The 17,918-nt window shown below is 41.4% G+C and carries 23 protein-coding genes, 1 tRNA gene and 1 riboswitch; of the genes, 17 read left to right on the top strand and 7 right to left on the bottom strand.

All coding sequences use genetic code 11. From position 1 onward, the window contains the following. Nucleotides 1-133: 133 nt before the first annotated feature. Nucleotides 134-514: a Spx/MgsR family RNA polymerase-binding regulatory protein gene (locus NSU13_RS11440; RefSeq protein ID WP_007501232.1), complete on the top strand. Its 381-nt coding sequence runs from the start codon at nt 134-136 to the stop codon at nt 512-514. A 55-nt stretch (nt 515-569) separates the two neighbouring features. On the opposite strand, the gene NSU13_RS11435 is transcribed toward NSU13_RS11440, so the two are convergent. After that, nucleotides 570-640 (bottom strand) — tRNA-Gln (locus tag NSU13_RS11435). Nucleotides 641-737: 97 nt separating this feature from the next. On the opposite strand from NSU13_RS11435, the gene NSU13_RS11430 reads away from it, so the two are divergent. The 9 genes from NSU13_RS11430 to NSU13_RS11390 all read left to right on the top strand — a co-directional run bounded on the left by NSU13_RS11430 (nt 738) and on the right by NSU13_RS11390 (nt 6,002). After that, the gene (locus tag NSU13_RS11430; RefSeq protein ID WP_024422979.1) at nt 738-1,613 is read left to right on the top strand and encodes an STAS domain-containing protein; all 876 of its coding nucleotides are present in this window, start codon (nt 738-740) and stop codon (nt 1,611-1,613) included. A gap of 177 nt (nt 1,614-1,790) precedes the next feature. After that, nucleotides 1,791-2,861, top strand: coding sequence for a competence type IV pilus ATPase ComGA (gene comGA / locus NSU13_RS11425; RefSeq protein ID WP_041117979.1), 1,071 nt, complete (start codon nt 1,791-1,793; stop codon nt 2,859-2,861). After that, a complete protein-coding gene (gene comGB, locus NSU13_RS11420) occupies nt 2,842-3,882 on the top strand; it encodes a competence type IV pilus assembly protein ComGB (RefSeq protein ID WP_342489527.1) in 1,041 nt (346 codons plus the stop codon). The genes comGA and comGB overlap by 20 nt, the downstream gene beginning before the upstream one ends. A gap of 16 nt (nt 3,883-3,898) precedes the next feature. Continuing rightward, nucleotides 3,899-4,192 carry a competence type IV pilus major pilin ComGC gene (gene comGC / locus NSU13_RS11415; RefSeq protein ID WP_024422977.1) on the top strand — a complete coding sequence of 98 codons (294 nt, stop codon included), beginning with the start codon at nt 3,899-3,901 and terminating at the stop codon, nt 4,190-4,192. After that, nucleotides 4,185-4,631 (top strand): competence type IV pilus minor pilin ComGD, encoded by a 447-nt coding sequence (gene comGD, locus NSU13_RS11410; RefSeq protein WP_342489526.1) that lies wholly within the window; start codon nt 4,185-4,187, stop codon nt 4,629-4,631. The genes comGC and comGD overlap by 8 nt, the downstream gene beginning before the upstream one ends. After that, entirely contained in the window at nt 4,615-4,929 is a 315-nt protein-coding gene (comGE, locus tag NSU13_RS11405) for a competence type IV pilus minor pilin ComGE (protein ID WP_264315972.1), read from the top strand. The genes comGD and comGE overlap by 17 nt, the downstream gene beginning before the upstream one ends. After that, nucleotides 4,841-5,368 carry a competence type IV pilus minor pilin ComGF gene (gene comGF / locus NSU13_RS11400; RefSeq protein WP_342489525.1) on the top strand — a complete coding sequence of 176 codons (528 nt, stop codon included), beginning with the start codon at nt 4,841-4,843 and terminating at the stop codon, nt 5,366-5,368. Before comGE ends, comGF begins: the two co-directional genes overlap by 89 nt. Continuing rightward, nucleotides 5,365-5,748 (top strand): competence type IV pilus minor pilin ComGG, encoded by a 384-nt coding sequence (gene comGG / locus NSU13_RS11395; protein ID WP_211043251.1) that lies wholly within the window; start codon nt 5,365-5,367, stop codon nt 5,746-5,748. Before comGF ends, comGG begins: the two co-directional genes overlap by 4 nt. 59 nt (nt 5,749-5,807) lie before the next feature. Beyond that, the gene (locus NSU13_RS11390; protein ID WP_120208337.1) at nt 5,808-6,002 is read left to right on the top strand and encodes a YqzE family protein; all 195 of its coding nucleotides are present in this window, start codon (nt 5,808-5,810) and stop codon (nt 6,000-6,002) included. 34 nt (nt 6,003-6,036) lie between these two features. Here NSU13_RS11390 and NSU13_RS11385 read toward each other — a convergent pair whose 3' ends face one another. After that, entirely contained in the window at nt 6,037-6,315 is a 279-nt protein-coding gene (locus NSU13_RS11385) for a DUF3889 domain-containing protein (RefSeq protein ID WP_061109527.1), read from the bottom strand. Between the two features lie 299 nt (nt 6,316-6,614). On the opposite strand from NSU13_RS11385, the gene tapA reads away from it, so the two are divergent. The 3 genes from tapA to NSU13_RS11370 are packed head-to-tail and all read left to right on the top strand — an operon-like array spanning nt 6,615 to nt 8,625. Further along, on the top strand, nt 6,615-7,142 hold the full coding sequence (gene tapA / locus NSU13_RS11380; protein ID WP_120208209.1) for an amyloid fiber anchoring/assembly protein TapA: 528 nt from the start codon (nt 6,615-6,617) through the stop codon (nt 7,140-7,142). 52 nt (nt 7,143-7,194) lie between these two features. After that, nucleotides 7,195-7,767: a signal peptidase I gene (locus tag NSU13_RS11375; protein WP_034280218.1), complete on the top strand. Its 573-nt coding sequence runs from the start codon at nt 7,195-7,197 to the stop codon at nt 7,765-7,767. A gap of 57 nt (nt 7,768-7,824) precedes the next feature. Further along, nucleotides 7,825-8,625, top strand: coding sequence for a TasA family protein (locus NSU13_RS11370; RefSeq protein ID WP_034280222.1), 801 nt, complete (start codon nt 7,825-7,827; stop codon nt 8,623-8,625). A gap of 67 nt (nt 8,626-8,692) precedes the next feature. Here NSU13_RS11370 and sinR read toward each other — a convergent pair whose 3' ends face one another. The 4 genes from sinR to NSU13_RS11350 form a co-directional block, all read right to left on the bottom strand. Then, nucleotides 8,693-9,028: a transcriptional regulator SinR gene (sinR, locus tag NSU13_RS11365; protein WP_024422969.1), complete on the bottom strand. Its 336-nt coding sequence runs from the start codon at nt 9,026-9,028 to the stop codon at nt 8,693-8,695. A 33-nt stretch (nt 9,029-9,061) separates the two neighbouring features. Continuing rightward, complete coding sequence (locus NSU13_RS11360) at nt 9,062-9,226, bottom strand: anti-repressor SinI family protein (protein ID WP_075623492.1); 165 nt, start codon at nt 9,224-9,226, stop codon at nt 9,062-9,064. 183 nt (nt 9,227-9,409) lie between these two features. After that, nucleotides 9,410-10,207: a YqhG family protein gene (locus NSU13_RS11355; RefSeq protein ID WP_034280228.1), complete on the bottom strand. Its 798-nt coding sequence runs from the start codon at nt 10,205-10,207 to the stop codon at nt 9,410-9,412. 14 nt (nt 10,208-10,221) lie between these two features. After that, nucleotides 10,222-11,892 (bottom strand): SNF2-related protein, encoded by a 1,671-nt coding sequence (locus tag NSU13_RS11350; protein ID WP_034280230.1) that lies wholly within the window; start codon nt 11,890-11,892, stop codon nt 10,222-10,224. A gap of 253 nt (nt 11,893-12,145) precedes the next feature. Beyond that, nucleotides 12,146-12,252: riboswitch (glycine riboswitch) on the top strand. A 202-nt stretch (nt 12,253-12,454) separates the two neighbouring features. Here NSU13_RS11350 and gcvT point away from each other — a divergent pair. From gcvT to gcvPB, 3 genes are read left to right on the top strand one after another with little or no spacing between them, the layout of a single operon-like run. Further along, nucleotides 12,455-13,552 carry a glycine cleavage system aminomethyltransferase GcvT gene (gcvT, locus tag NSU13_RS11345; protein WP_342489524.1) on the top strand — a complete coding sequence of 366 codons (1,098 nt, stop codon included), beginning with the start codon at nt 12,455-12,457 and terminating at the stop codon, nt 13,550-13,552. A 16-nt stretch (nt 13,553-13,568) separates the two neighbouring features. After that, on the top strand, nt 13,569-14,915 hold the full coding sequence (gene gcvPA / locus NSU13_RS11340) for an aminomethyl-transferring glycine dehydrogenase subunit GcvPA (RefSeq protein ID WP_046311742.1): 1,347 nt from the start codon (nt 13,569-13,571) through the stop codon (nt 14,913-14,915). After that, nucleotides 14,908-16,368 (top strand): aminomethyl-transferring glycine dehydrogenase subunit GcvPB, encoded by a 1,461-nt coding sequence (gene gcvPB / locus NSU13_RS11335; protein WP_041106844.1) that lies wholly within the window; start codon nt 14,908-14,910, stop codon nt 16,366-16,368. Before gcvPA ends, gcvPB begins: the two co-directional genes overlap by 8 nt. 44 nt (nt 16,369-16,412) lie before the next feature. Here gcvPB and NSU13_RS11330 read toward each other — a convergent pair whose 3' ends face one another. Continuing rightward, nucleotides 16,413-16,793, bottom strand: coding sequence for a rhodanese-like domain-containing protein (locus tag NSU13_RS11330; protein WP_024422963.1), 381 nt, complete (start codon nt 16,791-16,793; stop codon nt 16,413-16,415). A gap of 219 nt (nt 16,794-17,012) precedes the next feature. Between NSU13_RS11330 and NSU13_RS11325 the strand changes: the two genes are divergently transcribed. Then, nucleotides 17,013-17,849 (top strand): biotin/lipoate A/B protein ligase family protein, encoded by an 837-nt coding sequence (locus tag NSU13_RS11325; RefSeq protein ID WP_034280239.1) that lies wholly within the window; start codon nt 17,013-17,015, stop codon nt 17,847-17,849. Nucleotides 17,850-17,918 lie beyond the last annotated feature (69 nt).

The raw sequence follows: 17,918 nt of genomic DNA, 5'->3' as shown, positions 1-17,918 counted from the left end.
ACATCATGTGAACAATTTATTTTGAATGCAGAAAAAATTTTTTTGAAAAAATGATGAAAAAGTGTTTATGCCGAAAAACATGAGGGTACTTACTCCATAAGAGAAAAGGTTAACGACCTAAGGAGGAAGACTAATGAGTGACATTACTTTTTATTCATACCCGAGCTGCACGTCTTGCCGCAAAACAAAACATTGGTTAAAGGCGAATCAAATTGATTTTAAAGAGCGTCACCTTTTCAGAGAAACGCCAACACTAGATGAATTAAAAAAGATTCTTTCTTTAACAACAGAGGGAATGGATGAAATTTTAGCCACACGAAGTCAGGCTTTTAAAAGCTTAAATTTAAATATTAATGACTTAAAAGTAAACGAGGTCTTACAGCTTCTCATTGAAAAACCAAAGCTGCTCCGGAGACCAATCATCATTGATGGGAATAAATTAGTGGTCGGCTATAATCCCGGAGAACTTATGAAAATATCAAAGAAGAAAGCGATTCATCAATCGGTATCCTAATAAAAAACGAAGATCAGCTGAAACAAGCTTCAGCCGTCTTCGTTTTTGTGCTGAACTGGGCTAGCTGGGTTCGAACCAACGATCACGGAGTCAAAGTCCATTGCCTTACCACTTGGCTATAGCCCAATATCAAACGTGTAATGTTATTGTTCACCATCTGCGGTCATTTATACATAAAAGTTGTATGTCACGAGTTTTAGTGAAAAAGGAGCGAAAGAAATAAATGAAAAATGAAAAATCAAAGCAATTATACGAATTTATCCTAAAAGAAGCCCCTGTCATGACCGAAGAATGGCTAAAAACAAGAACAGAAGAAGGCTCATTATATTCTAAACATGCTTCAGAGGAAACGGAAAAGAAGCTGAAGGAACAGAACACAGCGTTTATTCAAACCATTGCAGCCACGCTTGTGACACTGTCTGACAAAGTAGAAAACCATTTGAAAAAGTGGTCTGTTGATATTGCACGTGATCGAGCAGTGCACGAGGTGCCGTTATATGAAATCATTGGACAGTTTAAGATTTTCCGCCACATTTTCTGTTCGAGAATTGAGACATTCACCCAAGAAACAGAGCTTGAAGTGACGCTGCAAGATGTGTGTCAGTGGAATCAGCACTTTCACGCCACATTTGATGACATGATTGAGCGTTTATCAGAAGAATATGACCGCGTGACACTTAGTCAGCTGAATGCACAAAGAGAAATGATTCAAGAGCTAAGTGCCCCAGTTATTCCAGTATCAAAGGAAATTGGGATTTTGCCGCTGATTGGGGAAATCGATACGTACCGGGCCAAAATCATTCTGGAGTCCGTACTCGAACAGGCTTCAAGACTGCGTCTAACACACTTATTTATTGATATTTCTGGTGTTCCCGTTGTTGATACGATGGTGGCTTATCAGCTGTTTAAAGTGGTCGATAGTGCGAAGCTGCTAGGAATTGAGACGATTATTTCAGGCATCCGCCCAGAGATCGCTCAAACTGTAGTGAAATTGGGCATTGATTTCTCAAAAGTAAATACTGAGCATAGCCTTGCAAAAGCGTTAGAAAAAAGAGGATTTCGTATCTTTGAAGAGCAGCCGCAAGAAGCCACATCATGACCAAAAAACCTGTACTTGTAAAAGTCAGGTTTTTTTATATGCTCTTTTCTAAAAAATGATGTAATGCATCGTGAGTTGAGGGTTTTCATCTTTGTTTAGTCATGAAAATCATAAATTGCTCTTTTGTCATTCACGTTCCGCCATTCTACAATGTGATCAGAGAAAGGAGTGATCCACTTGTATGGGATTGAATATTTAAGGCAAGAGCTGCTAGAAGAAGCATGCCGCATGAGGGCTTCTGATGTGCATATTGTGCCAAAAGAAAAGGAAGCCTCGGTGTCATTTCGTGTTGATTCAGATTTAATCCAGCAGCGAACCATTGATAAAAAAAGCGGAGAGAGGCTTATTGCACATTTTAAGTTTTTATCTTCTATGGATATCGGGGAAAAAAGGAGGCCGCAAAATGGCTCACTAGCTGTGATGCTAAGAAACGGTCAAGTGTTTATTCGGATGTCTACCTTGCCGACAGTGAATGATGAGAGCTTAGTGATTAGAATTTTACCGCAGGATCATGTTCCGAAAATAAAACATCTATCATTATTTCCGAAAGCCTCAGCCAGATTATTATCCTTTTTAAACCACTCGCATGGACTCATTTTATTTACTGGGCCAACAAATTCAGGGAAAACAACAACACTATATTCATTGATTCAGTTTGCAAAAAAGAATTTTAACCGAAATATTATTACCCTTGAAGATCCTGTCGAAACAAGGAATGAAGAAGTGCTGCAGGTTCAAGTGAATGAAAAAGCCGGCATCACGTATGCCGCTGGATTACGCGCTATTTTAAGACATGATCCAGATGTGATTGTGCTAGGAGAAATAAGAGATGCTGAAACGGCGAGAACGGCGATTAGAGCAGCACTGACAGGCCATTTAGTATTGAGTACGCTCCATGCAAAAAATGCAAAAGGAGCCCTTTACCGCATGCTTGAATTTGGTGTGACGATGAATGAACTTGAACAAACAATGGTTGCGATTGCTGCCCAGCGATTAATCGAGCTTACCTGTCCTTTTTGCGGAGAAAGATGTCAGCTTTACTGTAAATTAAATCGACCGATCAGACGAACAAATGTATTTGAGCTGCTGTTCGGAAAAGAGCTTGGTGAGTGTATCAAGGAGGCTAAAGGAGAATATGCTCACTCGTCATATGAAACACTGCAAAGATTAATTCGTAAAGGAGTGGCACTCGGCTATTTATCAAAAAACACTTACCATCGCTGGGTTTATGAAGAAGCGAGCCTCTAAAGTATGGTCTAAAAAGGATCAAGCTGAATGCCTATCAAAACTGGCTCAATTAATTCAGGCTGGATATACATTGATTGAGGCATTAGTGATGGTGAATATCCAGTTATCAAAACAACAGCGGCAGCAATTAAAACTAGGTATTCAGTGGCTGCACGAAGGCGAGCCTTTTTATGTAGTGCTGGAGAGACTCCATTTTCAGAGGGAAGTCATCGCTATACTATGTTTTTCTGAGAAGCATGGCAGTCTAGCCCGTGCTTTAGAACAAAGCGCCCGTTTTTTAGAGAAAAAAATCAAACAGTTAGACACGTTTAAACGTATGTTACGTTACCCGCTTTTCCTCATCTTCACGGTTTTGGTCGTGCTGGTACTCGTTCAGCAAATGATCATTCCTCAATTTTCTGTTTTGTACTCATCGATGGATACCCGCATGTCTTGGCTGATTCAAGGGATGTTCGGACTATTTCAATTCCTTCATGCTTTTCTGCTCATCACTAGTTGTCTGTGTATCTGTCTTATTGGATATTATGCTGTTTTTTTTAGGAAAAAGTCGACCCTTGAGAAATTGAGGGTGATGAGTAAGCTGCCTTTTTTATATAAAGGGATGCAGCTGATGCATACGTACCTTTTTTCTCTTCAGCTTAGCGGACTGCTTCAGGCTGGGTTATCGATGTACGAAGGTTTGCAAGCTTTTAAACAGCAAAGCTACCTGCCTTTTCTTCAAGAAATAGGTGAACAAATGATGGAAGAGTTAAGAAAAGGAGAAAGCATGGCCCATCAAGTAAGCGTGTCTCCTTTTTTCGAAAAACATTTTGCAGCCATCATCAAGCATGGTGAAGCCAGTGGAATGCTTGCGAGAGAAATGTACACGTACAGCCAATATCTATTAGAGAATGCAGAGCTAAAAATTGAAAAATGGATTTCTTGGCTGCAGCCGGTTATTTATGGGATGACAGCACTTCTTATACTCATCGTGTATTTATCTATTCTTTTACCAATGTATCAACTAATGGAGCAAGTGTAAGAAGGAGGACAGAGTCATGAATGATAAAGGATTTACCCTGTTAGAAATGTTAATAGTCATGCTTGTAATATCCATTCTTTTACTCATTACCATACCGAATATTACACGTCATCACCAAGCTATTCAGGCAAAGGGCTGTGAAGGGCTTAAATCAATGGTCAGCACACAAGTGATGGCATATGAATTGGAGCATGATGGGAAGACGCCATCTTTAGCTGAATTAGAAAAAGAAGGTTATGTCAAAAAAGGATTAACTTGTCCTAATGGAAAAGCGATTGTCATTCAAAACGGCAACGTGAAGCATGAATAAATTATTTTTACATGAGAAGGGTTTTACCCTGATTGAACAGCTGATGATCTTACTTGTTTTATCGATTGTATTGTCGATTATGGGAGGGAAAATCCCTAATATAATAGAAAACGCTGAAGCCAAAAGACAAGTAAACATCATGAAACAAGATCTTCAATTGGCATCATATACTGCATTTATCAAAAAAACACGTGTGCATGTTGAGATCCATCCGCCGCATGTATCTTATCAGGTAATAGATCAAAAGAGTAACGAAGTCATTGCTTCTTATCAGCATAAAAAGGGCAGCATCAAAACTTCTACATTCTCGCAAGGTATCTATTTTAATGCAAAGGGACATCCAAGGAGCGGTGGATCTCTCATTGTCGAATTTGGCAGTCAATCGTATAAACTGACGATTTATTTAGGAAGCGGGCGAATTCATGTTCAAAAACAATAGAGGATTTAGTACGTTTGAGACGCTGTTTGCCTGTCATCTCTTTCTATTTGCTGCCCTAGTGCTCATGCCAGCCTATGAAAAACTCATGATGGGGAAAAAGGAAGTGAGAGCCAAGCTTGATGCATATCAGGTTTTACATGAACAGATGAATGAAGCGTTCATAAATGGGACAACATCTTCCATCAAAAAGAAGAGAGGCGAGATCATATATGTTTTCAATTGGCGTAAACAGAAGGGATGTGTTTCATACAAAGTACAAAAAAAAGAGACCATATGCTTTCGGCATGTGGAGCGATGACAAAGCTTTTACCCTTTTACAAGCTTTGTGGCAGCTGCAGCTATTTCTATTTCTTTCTTTTGGCTGTGGGCTGATCTTTTCAGCAGCTGAGAAAGCTCGTCCATTTGAAGACATCAACGGATTTTCCCAAATGGAGTGGAAACAGACTGTCCTGCAATTAGAAGAGGAATTAAGTCGTGCCGATGCTGTGAAATCAGTGAAAGGAGGAAAAGTGTTAGAGTATATTTCCGATCAAGGGCGAGTGGTAACAATTGAGCCATACCAAGAAATGCTTCGAAAACGAACGGATCAGGCTGGACATCTTCCTTTATTGCACAAGGTGAAACAATTTCACGTGAGAACGAGTCAGCATAGAGCGATTCTTAAAGTCACAGATGGATCTGGTAAAGTGTATGAAGCCGTTTTTTTCACATATAAAGGAGTGGTTCGTAAATCGTGAAAAGAGAGGAAGGGTTTATCTATCCGCATGTACTTTCGGCGATTTTATTTTTTCTCTTGATCCTAGGGTCGATAACGATGGGGTTTCAAAAAGAACTGAAAAGTGCAGAGCTGACGATTTCTTTTTATAAAAAACAGCAGCTTTTTAGGGTGGGTGTGAGTGAAGCTGCCAGCACAGTAGAACGTATTTGTGCGAAACAGAAAACCCATATTGATACTGAAGAAGGCCGTGTGACATTGAAGCGGATGAAATGCGATCTTAAGAAAAAACTTGTCCTTGTTTTGGTGAAGGTGAAAACAAAAGATGGTTTATCCGATGAGCGTGAACTGATGCTGGATTGGAAGACCGGTGAAATCATGAGATGGGCAAATCCTGATTAGCCAGTGTATAAAATCATCCTCTTCCTGGAAAGACTTGAAGGAAGAAGAGGTGAATGTGCTTGAAAACAAATGACTATGTAAAATATATGACGCAGGAAATCATTAAATATATGAATACACCACGTGACGAACGGAAGGAACACAAACAAGAAAAAATGGAAACGAAACCGCCGTTTTCACAGCGTTTATTTGGGGTTCTGCCGTTTGGCTTATCCATGATGCTTAAAAAACGCCAGCGCCATCAACGAAAGTAAAAAGCCGCCCAGCAGGCGGTTTTTCTATGCCACTTTAGCTGTATTCCTCCACAACAATCACTTTATTCACCTTGTTTGAGTAAGGATTATAGGAAATGGTGACAAACACCCCAAATTCCTTTGTATGGTCTTTTAAGGTAATATGATACTGCTTCACAGATTCCTTATCGCGGTGGCGGTCCCATACTTTTTGTTTAAATAATACTTGCGTTAGCGGGTATCTTTTTTTTGCTTCTTTGACTGCCCGCGTTTCCCATTGATCTGCGGCGGCAGTCAAACCTCTCGCATCAACGGGTTTGAACTCTAGCATCATAGGACTCAGCAGTAAACTGAGCATGATTATGATTTTTCCATATTGCACTTAACATCACCTCACCTCTTCATATCCTGACCAAATCCTACATTTTTATGTAAGTTTTAAGAAGTACAAATGTCACACAAAAAAATATTGAATATGGTGAAAAAATGAGAAAATGGGAGAATTTTCTCGTAATGGTTCTTGTTTAAGAACAAAATGGACTAATTTGACGTTTTGGGTTTTATAGGTATTTCCTTATACTGTATATAATCGTTCTTTTTAAAGAACAAAAGTTCAAGGAGTTGAAGGAATGAATGAAACAGTCGCTCTTTGTACTCTTTTGTGCCATTTGTTTGATTTTGACGTCTTCCATCATGACACCAACGAATGCTTCTTTTAACGATGTCGAGCACAAAAACTTTGTCATGAAAACATGTGAAAATTTTGAACAGACAGATCAGCATTGTCAGCCTAAAAAATGGGATGAAAGTCAATTGGAGCTTATCGATCAAACGATGATCGAAGGAACAGTCTGCGCACCTCAAAAACTGAGCATGACACTAAAAAATAGTGGACAGCCTATTGCGCACTCTGAATGGAAGTGGGAATTACATAAAATAGGAAATGATCAGAAGCCATTACAAGATGGTCATATTCTTGAAAAGGGGTCCATAAAGTCCCTGTTGTCGCAAGAAACAGCGACTGTCACGACAGAAAAAGCAAAAACAAATGGAAGCTATGCATTTAAAATCTATTATCCTAAAGGGTTTGGCGCATCTGATCAGGCGTACTTTTGGTCTAAACCGATGGTGCTCTCAAAGTGTCAAGAAAAGGCGTCCTGAATGGAGCTGTCTTTTAAAGTGAAAAAATGATAGGCGAAGGGGAGAAGGGGTTATGAAAAAATGGATGAAGATGTCTGGGAGTATTCTTTATGTGATGGTGTTCACGGTGATGATAGCCTCTATTATTGTCGTGTTGTCATCAAGAACAACAGGAGGAGAACCTCAGATCTTCGGTTATCAATTGAAGCAAGTATTATCAGGTTCGATGGAACCAGAATTTTCAGCTGGGTCACTGATTGTCGTAAAACAGGTCGCCTCACCTGAGACGCTCAAAAAAGGAGATATTATTACGTTTCAAACAAAGCAGGATCAGTCCTTTGTGACCCACCGAATTGTTGGGGTGAAGGGAAAGGGTGCATATAAAGCGTTTGAGACGAAGGGTGACAACAATATGTATCAGGACGGCACGCTGGTAAAAGCGGATCAGGTAACTGCGCAGTATATGGGAGTGAACATTCCTTATGCGGGTAAGCTTCTTTCGTATGCAGGGACATCTGCTGGAACTGCTTTACTCCTTATCATACCAGGTGTCATGCTGCTCGTTTATTCAACCATTCATTTTGTGGGCGCAGCGAAACATCGTAGACACACGGCTGATGTACATATGAAAGAGGAACAAGCTTAAATCGTTTGTAACCTAATCAGGTTTCAATAAAACAATAAATTAGGGGGTTTATTATTCATGGCAATGAAGAAATCAATTCGTTTAGGTGTATTATCAGGGGCTTTAGGTCTTGCATTAATTGGCGGGGGAACATGGGCGGCGTTTAATGATATTGAAAAGGCAAACGCGGTCTACTCAACAGGAGAGCTGGATTTATCTGCTAAAGAGAACTCCGGCGCCATCAACCTTGCGAACTTAAAACCTGGTGATCGGATCAAGAAAGAATTTCATTTTGATAATAAGGGATCATTAGCGATAAACCAAGTGCTGATGAGTCTTGATTATAGCCAGTTTACAGATGGATCTTCCGCGAAGAATGGCGGTAAAAATACAGCTGAAGAATTTCTCAGCCAGTTTCAGGTGAGTGTTCTTACGGTTGGAGCCGAAGGTGGAAATGGTTATCCGAAAAATATTATTTTAGACCATGCAAACCTGCTTGACTTGCATCAATTAACGTCAAAACAGGATCAGACCGCATTTGAAAAGCTTCGTCATGCCGTCGATGAGAAGTTTTTACATGAAAGTGGGAAAATTAATGTAGCAACTGTTGATGGAACAGTGGCTCCAGAGTATGACGGCATTCCAAAGAATCCGTTTGATTACGATAAAGTGGAAATGATCATTGAATTTATCAATGACCAGACGAAGGATAAAGCTGGTCACTATATCCAAAATAAATACCAAGGCGATGCGATTCAAATTGATCTTTCCTTCGAAGCGACTCAGTGGAATGGTTTAACGATCAATCCAAAAAAGCATACGGATGAAAAAGGCTACGTGAAAGAAAACGAAAAAGCACACAGCGAAGATAAAAAATAAAGCCAGTCTTTAGGCTGATATCAAGGTCTGCATAGCAATTGGAGGAGTATGCGCTAAAACGTGCGCTTTACTCCTCTTCTTGCTTTTTTCTCCAGATTTGATAATCTAAAAATTCACGAAATTGCTTTTTCGAAACCCCTGATGTCATTGCATCTCGAACTAGTTTTTCCCATTCACTATCTAATTGACCATCGTATTCGGTTTCATCTTTTTCGTTTAAAAGTGTATGAACCGAGACGTCCAGAACAGCGGAGACTTTTTCAAGAAATTGAATGGAGGGGTTTGTTTGCAAGTTTCTTTCTATTGAGCTTAAATAAGACTTCGCTACCCCAGCCTTTTCGGCCAGTTCTGATAGTGAGTAGCCTTTTTCATTGCGGTATTGTTTAATACGCTGGCCAATCAATGTCATCACCTTCCTTTCGATATTATAGCACATTCAGAAAGGTTTGATAGAATGACTTCTTACCAGAGGGGGAGACTCAGAGGACTTTTCATTTGATTTGAGGAAATGACGGACTTCTTCAACTGTTAGTCCTGCCTTGCGAGCTTCGCGTAATAATTGAATCCATTCACTGTCTAATTTGTTCGTTTTCTTTTCCATACAAATACCCTCCTAAAATACTGAATCATGTATTTCAGGCACTTAACGCATGAAATGGAAAGACATAGGTGGTAAGACCTCATAGTTTGCTTGCGTCATGTTTCCGCCCAATACAAACAGACAAACTTTGCTTTAGACTGATCGAAAATTGTATGTCACATAAAAGGGGAGGGGGACCATGAGTCAACCTCCTCTTTTTTGCTGTAAGTAAAAAAGTCCGCCATTTTCAATCGTAAGACTGATTTTTGGTTCATATAAAGTTTTAAGTGCTTGTCTTTCTATTTCATATTCTACAGATGTGTCTGAAGTCCCTTCATAAAATTGGTTTAAAAGTTCGGAGTCTTCCTTCCATTTTTGAACGGCTCGCACTGCCCAGTCATCTGGCTCTTCATGGGCATAACGCTCCATGAGGCTGTAGAGCCGTTTGATTCCGCTTTCTGGCTTAATCATTGTACTCATCGTAAAGCAATAATCGGGAATTTGAGATGACAGCTCACGAGCTTCCAGCTTCTCTTGAAATTGTTCAATGACTTCTCCGCGAATGAGATGAAGGCCTAATGATAAAAGCTTATCCTTCTTCCGGTCTGCCAGATAAGAGATTTTTACATTGAGACCAAGCCATGGCTCAAGGGCGATCTGGTTGTTCGTGAGCGGGCTGACTCGTTCATACAGCCGGATAAAACGGCCCTGCTCTTTGACCGCCTCAAATATTTGAAATAACCGTGGGGAGCCGAAATGGATAAATTCACCACTGGTCGTATCACCCGCTTTTTTTTGATCTGTGATGAATGTCAACTGCCGCGGTTCAGGTACACCGCCAGTTTTTTCAAGCCAGTGCCAATAAAAAGGACGGTTCATAATTAATTTATCCATTTCGATTGTCAGCTGTACGGTCATATGTCCTGCACTTTCTTCTAATATGCTGCATTGATTCGCCTTGAAAAAACGGAGAAGAAAGGTGTGAATGTCATGCTGCTCCATTGATCAACTCTCCTTTATGAGCCCTGCTGTCTTTTTTCTAAAAGTGGTGTTTGTGCTTCAGTTAAATAAGAAGCAAACTGGGTTAATTTCTTTTTCATGTCTCCGCCTGATTCATGCTGGAAGAGGATTTGATGCAACTTTGTTTCGACATCTTCAATATCAATTCTCGTTAAAATATCATCTAAATCGCCTATGACGTTTTCAAACAGCTGAATTTTCTCATATAAAAGCTTTAAAATATGCTCTTCAACTGTTCCGTTTGTTGACATATTGTAAATGTGCACATCCCGCTCTTGGCCAAGGCGGTGGATACGTCCAATTCTCTGTTCTAAACGCATCGGGTTCCACGGGAGGTCGTAGTTGATGATTTGGTTACAAAACTGAAGGTTGATCCCTTCGCCGCCAGCTTCTGTCGCAATTAACACTTGCGCCCGTTCTCTGAATAAATCTTTCATCCAATCTTTTTTGCCCCGCTTAAAGCCGCCCCGAAATGGCACAGAGCTGATGCCATTTTGCTGTAGAAACCATTGTAAATAAATTTGTGTGGCGCGGTATTCGGTGAAAATAATGACCTTCTCATTTAACTGCTGAATGAGTTTGACCACTTCAAGCGCCTTTGAGTTTTGCTCCACTTGATTGATTTTCTCCATGATTTGCGTTATAGCAGAAGATCCGAGAATATGCTTTTCTTCTTCCTGCATTTTTTTAATCGTCATATAAACTGCTTCACGGCTTGAACAGCATTCTCGTTCCAAGGTCATAATGGAAAACATATGCTTTGTATAAGACGGATTCTCTTTCAGCTTGCAGATTTCATCATACAATGCTTGTTCTGTCGGAGAGAAATCAATGGAAATCGTTTTGACATGCCGTTTTGTCCACTCGATGCCTGTGTCTTGTCTTCGGTTTCGAATCATCACTTTATTGACGAGCTGTTTTAATCGGTCATGGTCTTCAAGCTGCAAGTCCTTTTTGGCAAAGAGATCTTTAAATTGATGTTCATTTCCTAGGTGGCCTGGCTTCAGAAGGGAAACGAGATTAAATATTTCTCCGATCCGGTTTTGAATAGGTGTCGCTGTCAGCAGCAGGCAGAACTTCTTATTCAGGTTTCTCACAAATTCATAGTTTTTCGTTTTATTGTTTTTCAGTTTGTGTGCTTCATCGATAATGACCATATCGTAGGCAATCGATAAAATTGTGTCTCGATGCGGCTGTCTTTTGGCGGTGTCAATGGAGGAAACGACAACGTCACACTGCTCCCACACATAGCTCTTTTTTTGTTCAACAGCATCAATATAAAATTTCGTCCGCAGCTCCTGTACCCACTGAGATACAAGGGAGGCGGGGACGAGAATGAGGATCTTTTTGGCAAGTCCACGAATCATGTATTCTTTGATAATGAGTCCTGCTTCTACGGTTTTTCCAAGTCCCACCTCATCTGCTAGAATGGCTTTCCCATTCATTTCTTCTACGACTCTTCTGGCTACTTCGAGCTGGTGCTTTAAAGGTGTGAATGCAGGCAGGTGCGCGGGAGCTTGCAGCCCCTCGAATGAATCAATGGCTGTGACTTTTTGAACCTGCGTCGCTAAACGATACATATCCCAGTTCGCCCAGGGGCCGTCTGCTGAAAGCCGCTGCTGAAATTCATTTGCCCATTCCTGATCAAAAATCGTTTGAATATTCAATGTGGTCGCCTGCCTTTCTTTCTAGTAGGGTCTGATAAAATTGTTCTGTTTTTAAACGCTTCATTTTTTAAGAGGTCTCTAAAAGACTAGATATATGAATAAAAGCGAACGATATCGAAAGGTTGTTTTAAAAATGTTAATGATTTTTCTGTTGCTCTTCATCCATTTCTAATGGTAGGATGTTGATAAGTGATCTAGAAAATAAGTCACCCATTTTGATAGTATGTCCAATAAATGTGAAAAATATGAGCGGATGATGGTATGGGGAGAGACTTGGCGGTTATTTTGCACTGGCAGGCGCCGAAGGAGCAAGCTGAATGATTCAGTGAATCTCTCAGGCAAAAGTACTCTTACCGGACGCAACTCTGGAGAGTGTTTGCTTAAGGGTTTTAGCAAACCACCAAAGGGGAAAACGCACAAGGATATTGTGCTGTAAACTTTCAGGTGCAAGGACAGAGACTTCTTTTTGATAAAAGGGAGCGCTCTGTCCTTTTTTGCTGTGATTTTTTTTCTGAAAATTCAGCTTGCATTTGCACTGTAAGAAAAAAGGGGGAAACGATTGATGTTGAAACGAACACCGCTTTTTCATGCGTATGAAACGTTTGGCGCAAAAACCATTGACTTCGGGGGCTGGGAATTACCTGTCCAATTTTCTTCCATTAAAGAAGAACATGAAGCTGTTCGAACAAAAGCAGGGCTTTTTGATGTGTCTCACATGGGTGAGGTGGACGTCAAAGGTCAAGATGCCCTTCGATTTTTACAAAGGTTATTAACCAATGATGTGTCTAAGCTGACAGACGGTAAGGCACTATATACAGCCATGTGTTATGAAGATGGCGGAACGGTAGATGACCTGCTCGTCTACCAAAAAGAAAAGAATCACTATTTACTTGTCATCAATGCATCAAATATCGATAAAGACGTGGATTGGCTATTGAAGCACCAAGAGAAGGATGATGTATTGATCAAAAATATTTCTGATCAAACCGCCTTGCTAGCGCTTCAAGGACCTCTTGCAGCTGACATCATCAAAGAGGTGGCGGGTGAAGAAGTGACATCGCTTAAGCCATTTACGTTTTTATCAAAAGCTGAGGTCGCAAATAAAGAAGTGCTCGTTTCCAGAACAGGCTACACAGGTGAAGACGGCTTTGAAATCTACTGCCAGTCAGAAGATGCGGTCCACCTTTGGTCAGCTTTATTAGAAGCGGGGCAGCCAAAAGGACTCATTCCATGCGGACTCGGTGCACGTGACACCTTGAGATTTGAAGCAAGACTTCCGCTTTACGGCCAGGAGCTGACTAAGGATATCTCTCCATTAGAAGGCGGCATTGGTTTTGCTGTCAAAACGGATAAAGAAGCTGATTTTATCGGAAAAGCTGCACTTAAAAAACAAAAAGAAGAGGGACTGAAACGAAAGCTTGTCGGCATTGAAATGATCGATAAAGGGATACCGCGTACAGATTATCCAGTCTTTTCAGGAGAAAAGCAGGTTGGGATTGTGACAACGGGCACTCAATCCCCAACATTAAAGAAAAATGTCGGGCTTGCTTTAATCGAAACCTCAGTGGCAGAGCTTGGGGCAGAGGTGGAAGTACAAGTTCGCAAAAAACGTCTAAAAGCCAAAATCGTCGCAACACCATTTTATAAAAGAGCCAAATAACGAGGGGGAATAGAGGATGAAGCACAGGTATTTGCCGCAAACAGAGCAAGATCAAAAAGAAATGCTGGATGTCATCGGCGTTCAGTCGATTGATGAGCTTTTTTCAGATATCCCAGAGAAAGTTAGATTCAAAGGAGCATACAACATCAAAGAAGCCGCATCTGAAACAGCGCTTGTCAGGGAATTATCCCGACTAGCTGCAAAGAATAAGGATACAGTTTCCTATGCATCGTTTCTTGGTGCAGGTGTATATGATCATTACCAGCCTGTCATTGTCGATCATGTGATCTCACGCTCTGAATTTTATACAGCGTATACACCGTATCAGCCGGAGATTTCGCAAGGTGAATTGCAAGCGATCTTTGAATTTCAAACAATGATTGCTGAGCTGACGGGTATGGATCTTGCCAACTCCTCGATGTATGATGGCGGGACGGCACTTGCTGAAGCGGCAATGCTCGCTGCGGGACATACAAAGAAGAAAAAAGTGGTTGTTTCTGAAACGGTTCACCCTGAATCAAGAGCGGTGCTGAAAACATACGCCAAAGGACAAAACATTGAAGTTGTTGAAGTGCCTGCGAAAAAAGGGCAAACAGATCTAGCTGCATTGGAAAAGACGGTCTGCGATGATACAGCAGCAGTTCTCGTGCAATATCCAAACTTTTTTGGTGTAGTCGAGCCGTTAAAAGACATTGAACCCATTGCGCATAAAGGAAAAAGCCTGTTCATTGTCTCTAGCAATCCCCTCGCACTCGGACTATTGACGCCTCCTGGAAAACTCGGGGCAGATATTGTCGTTGGTGATGCGCAGCCGTTCGGCATCCCGGCTGCATTTGGCGGACCTCACTGCGGATATTTCGCCGTGACGAAAAAGTTGATGAGAAAAGTGCCAGGTCGTTTAGTCGGGCAGACAGAAGATGAAAATGGTGTTCGTGGATTTGTCCTGACCCTTCAAGCGCGTGAGCAGCACATTCGAAGAGATAAAGCGACGTCAAATATTTGCTCAAACCAAGCATTAAATGCATTAGCTGCTTCTGTTGCCATGACGGCACTAGGGAAAACAGGCATAAAAGATATCGCCTATCAAAACGTGCAAAAAGCCCATTATGCCAAGACGCAGGCAGAAAAATATGGACTGCAGGCGGATGTAGAAGGAGCTCATTTCAATGAATTTGTGATCAAGTTACAGGAGCCTGTGAAAGAAGCCAATAAACGATTGCTTGAAAAAGGAATCATCGGCGGCTACGACTTGGGGCTAGACTACCCAGAGCTTCAGCAGCACATGCTTGTAGCCGTGACAGAGCTAAGAACAAAAGAAGAAATTGATACGTTTATCAAGGAATTGGGGGATCGCCATGAATAAACAAGATCAGCCGCTTATTTTTGAATTATCTAAAGAAGGAAGAATTGGGTACAGCCTGCCTGATTTAGATGTACCTGAACAGGAGATCCCGTCTTTATTTGATGAGACGTACATCCGTGATGAGGATGCTGAGCTTCCTGAAGTATCTGAGCTTGATATTATGCGTCATTATACAGCATTATCAAGACGCAATCATGGGGTTGATTCCGGATTTTATCCTCTTGGCTCATGCACGATGAAATATAATCCAAAGATTAATGAAAAGGTTGCACGGCTTGCAGGGTTCTCACAGGTTCATCCGCTACAAGAGGCAGACACTGTGCAAGGTGCATTAGAATTACTATACGATTTAGGTGAACATCTTGAAGAAATTACGGGAATGGACGCTGTGACATTACAGCCTGCGGCAGGAGCACATGGCGAGTGGACGGGACTCATGATGATCCGTGCGTATCATGAAGCAAGGGGAGATCATCAGCGTACAAAAGTCATTGTGCCTGATTCTGCTCATGGAACGAACCCGGCATCTGCGACAGTCGCTGGATTTGAAACCATTACCGTCGCATCTGACGAAAACGGGCTTGTTGATTTAGAAGATTTACGCCGCGTTGTTAATGAAGAAACAGCTGCTTTAATGCTTACAAACCCGAATACACTAGGCCTCTTTGAAGAAAATATTTTAGAAATGGCTGAAATCGTTCACGGAGCTGGCGGTAAGCTTTATTATGACGGAGCCAACTTGAACGCTGTTTTAAGCAGAGCAAGACCAGGAGATATGGGATTTGATGTTGTCCACTTAAATCTTCATAAAACCTTTACAGGCCCGCACGGAGGCGGAGGTCCTGGCTCAGGTCCTGTTGGCGTTAAAAAGGAATTAATTCCTTATTTGCCAAAGCCAGTGCTTGTGAAGAAGGAAGGCCGTTTTTACTTTGATCATGACCGTCCAGAATCAATTGGGCGCGTGAAGCCATTCTATGGCAACTTTGGCATTAACGTCAGAGCTTATGCGTACATCCGCTCTATGGGGCCAGACGGTTTAAAGGCTGTAACCGATAATGCCGTGTTAAATGCGAACTATATGATGCGCCGCTTAAGTGCTCATTATGATTTGCCGTTTGATCGTCACTGTAAGCATGAATTTGTCCTTTCAGGTAAACGTCAGAAAAAATTAGGTGTGCGGACACTGGATATTGCCAAACGATTACTTGATTTCGGCTACCATCCGCCAACGATCTACTTCCCGCTCAATGTAGAGGAATGTATCATGATTGAACCGACTGAAACAGAATCAAAAGAAACACTTGATGCATTCATCGAAGCAATGATTCAGATAGCGAAAGAAGCAGAAGAGAATCCTGAAGTGGTGCAGGAAGCGCCTCATACAACGGTTGTCAAACGTATGGATGAAACAAAGGCCGCACGGAATCCAGTTCTCGTTTTTGAAAGAAAATAAAGAAAAAAGACTCAGGGGGAATCATGCTCCCAGAGTCTTTTTAGTTAGTTCTTCGTTTTAATGCGGCCGCCCCATTTTTTAAAACCGCCTTTTAAATTATAAATCTCACGGCAGCCGTTTTTACGTAAAGTTTGAGCTGCTTTTCCGCTTCTAAAATTATTTTGACAATAGAGATAAACAGGCTTGTCAGGACGTATTTCATTTTTGCGCTGCTTTAGCTGGGAAAGGGGGATATTTCTTGCCCCTAAAATATGTCCGCCTTCAAACTCATTTGGCTCTCTCACATCAATGAGCTGGGCTTTGCGGTAACCTTTAATAAATTCTTCTTCCGTCAGCGTTTTCATAATGCGCTGCTGATAAATGTAGCTGCCGATGGAATAAAGAACGAAAAGTCCACAAAGTGAGAGGACGATATAGTTGAATATTGACAATACAACTCGACTCCTTCTTGAGCATCAGCACAGTAGCCTGTCTGATGGTACGTTTTAGACAAATACTATTATAGTAAAGCATAAGAAACTTGTCATCATAAATGGTAAGAATTATTTTCAATTCCGTCCCTATTTGATAGACTGATGAAGAGAGAAAACCGGTGGTCACCACCATCATCTAACATTGACTACGTAAAAGAGAAGGGATTTTATATGCAAAAAGAGAAATGGTGTTTCATTGATTCAGGAAACCAAGACCCTGCCTTTAACATGGCAATGGACGAAGCCTTGCTTTATTGGCATAGCGAGAAGCTCATCCCGCCTGTTATCCGCTTTTATGGATGGGATCCGGCGACATTATCTGTTGGGTATTTTCAGAACGTTGAAAAAGAAATCAACCTAGAAGCCGTCAAGCGATATGGTCTTGGATTTGTCCGCAGACCAACCGGAGGACGGGGAGTACTTCATGACCAGGAGCTGACCTACAGCGTGATTGTGTCAGAGGAACATCCAGAAATGCCAGCGACGGTGACAGAGGCGTACCGCGTTATTTCAGAAGGCATTTTAGAGGGCTTTAAAGAGCTGGGACTCGATGCGTATTTTGCCATTCCTCGTACAGATAAAGAAAAGGAAAGCTTAAAGAACCCAAGATCATCTGTATGCTTTGATGCCCCTTCTTGGTACGAGCTTGTTGTAGAAGGCAGAAAGGTAGCGGGCAGTGCTCAGACGAGACAAAAAGGTGTCATTCTCCAGCATGGATCTATTTTAATTGACCTTGATGAGGACAAATTGTTCGATTTGTTCCTTTATCCAAACGACCGGGTGAGAGAGCGGATGCAGCGAAGCTTTAAAAACAAAGCGGTTGCCATCAATGAAATCTCAGACCGAACATGTACAATAGACGATGCGCGTGCTGCGTTTAAAAGAGGGTTTGAAAAAGGATTAAATATTGAGCTTGAACCTTATGAGCTGACAGATGAAGAATTAGCGTTTGTCCATCATCTCGCCAAAACGAAATATGCCTCAGATGATTGGAATTACAAGCGTTAAGCCGATGGACACTCCTTGTTTTTTAATGAACGATGGTGTAGAATTGGGTTGATTATTAAGTAAAGGTGC

Source organism: Bacillus sp. FSL M8-0049 (genome assembly GCF_038593355.1).
Lineage (GTDB): Bacteria > Bacillota > Bacilli > Bacillales > Bacillaceae > Bacillus > Bacillus safensis.
The sequence above is the reverse complement of the archived record's forward strand: the minus strand, read 5'-3'. Positions and strand labels throughout refer to the sequence as shown.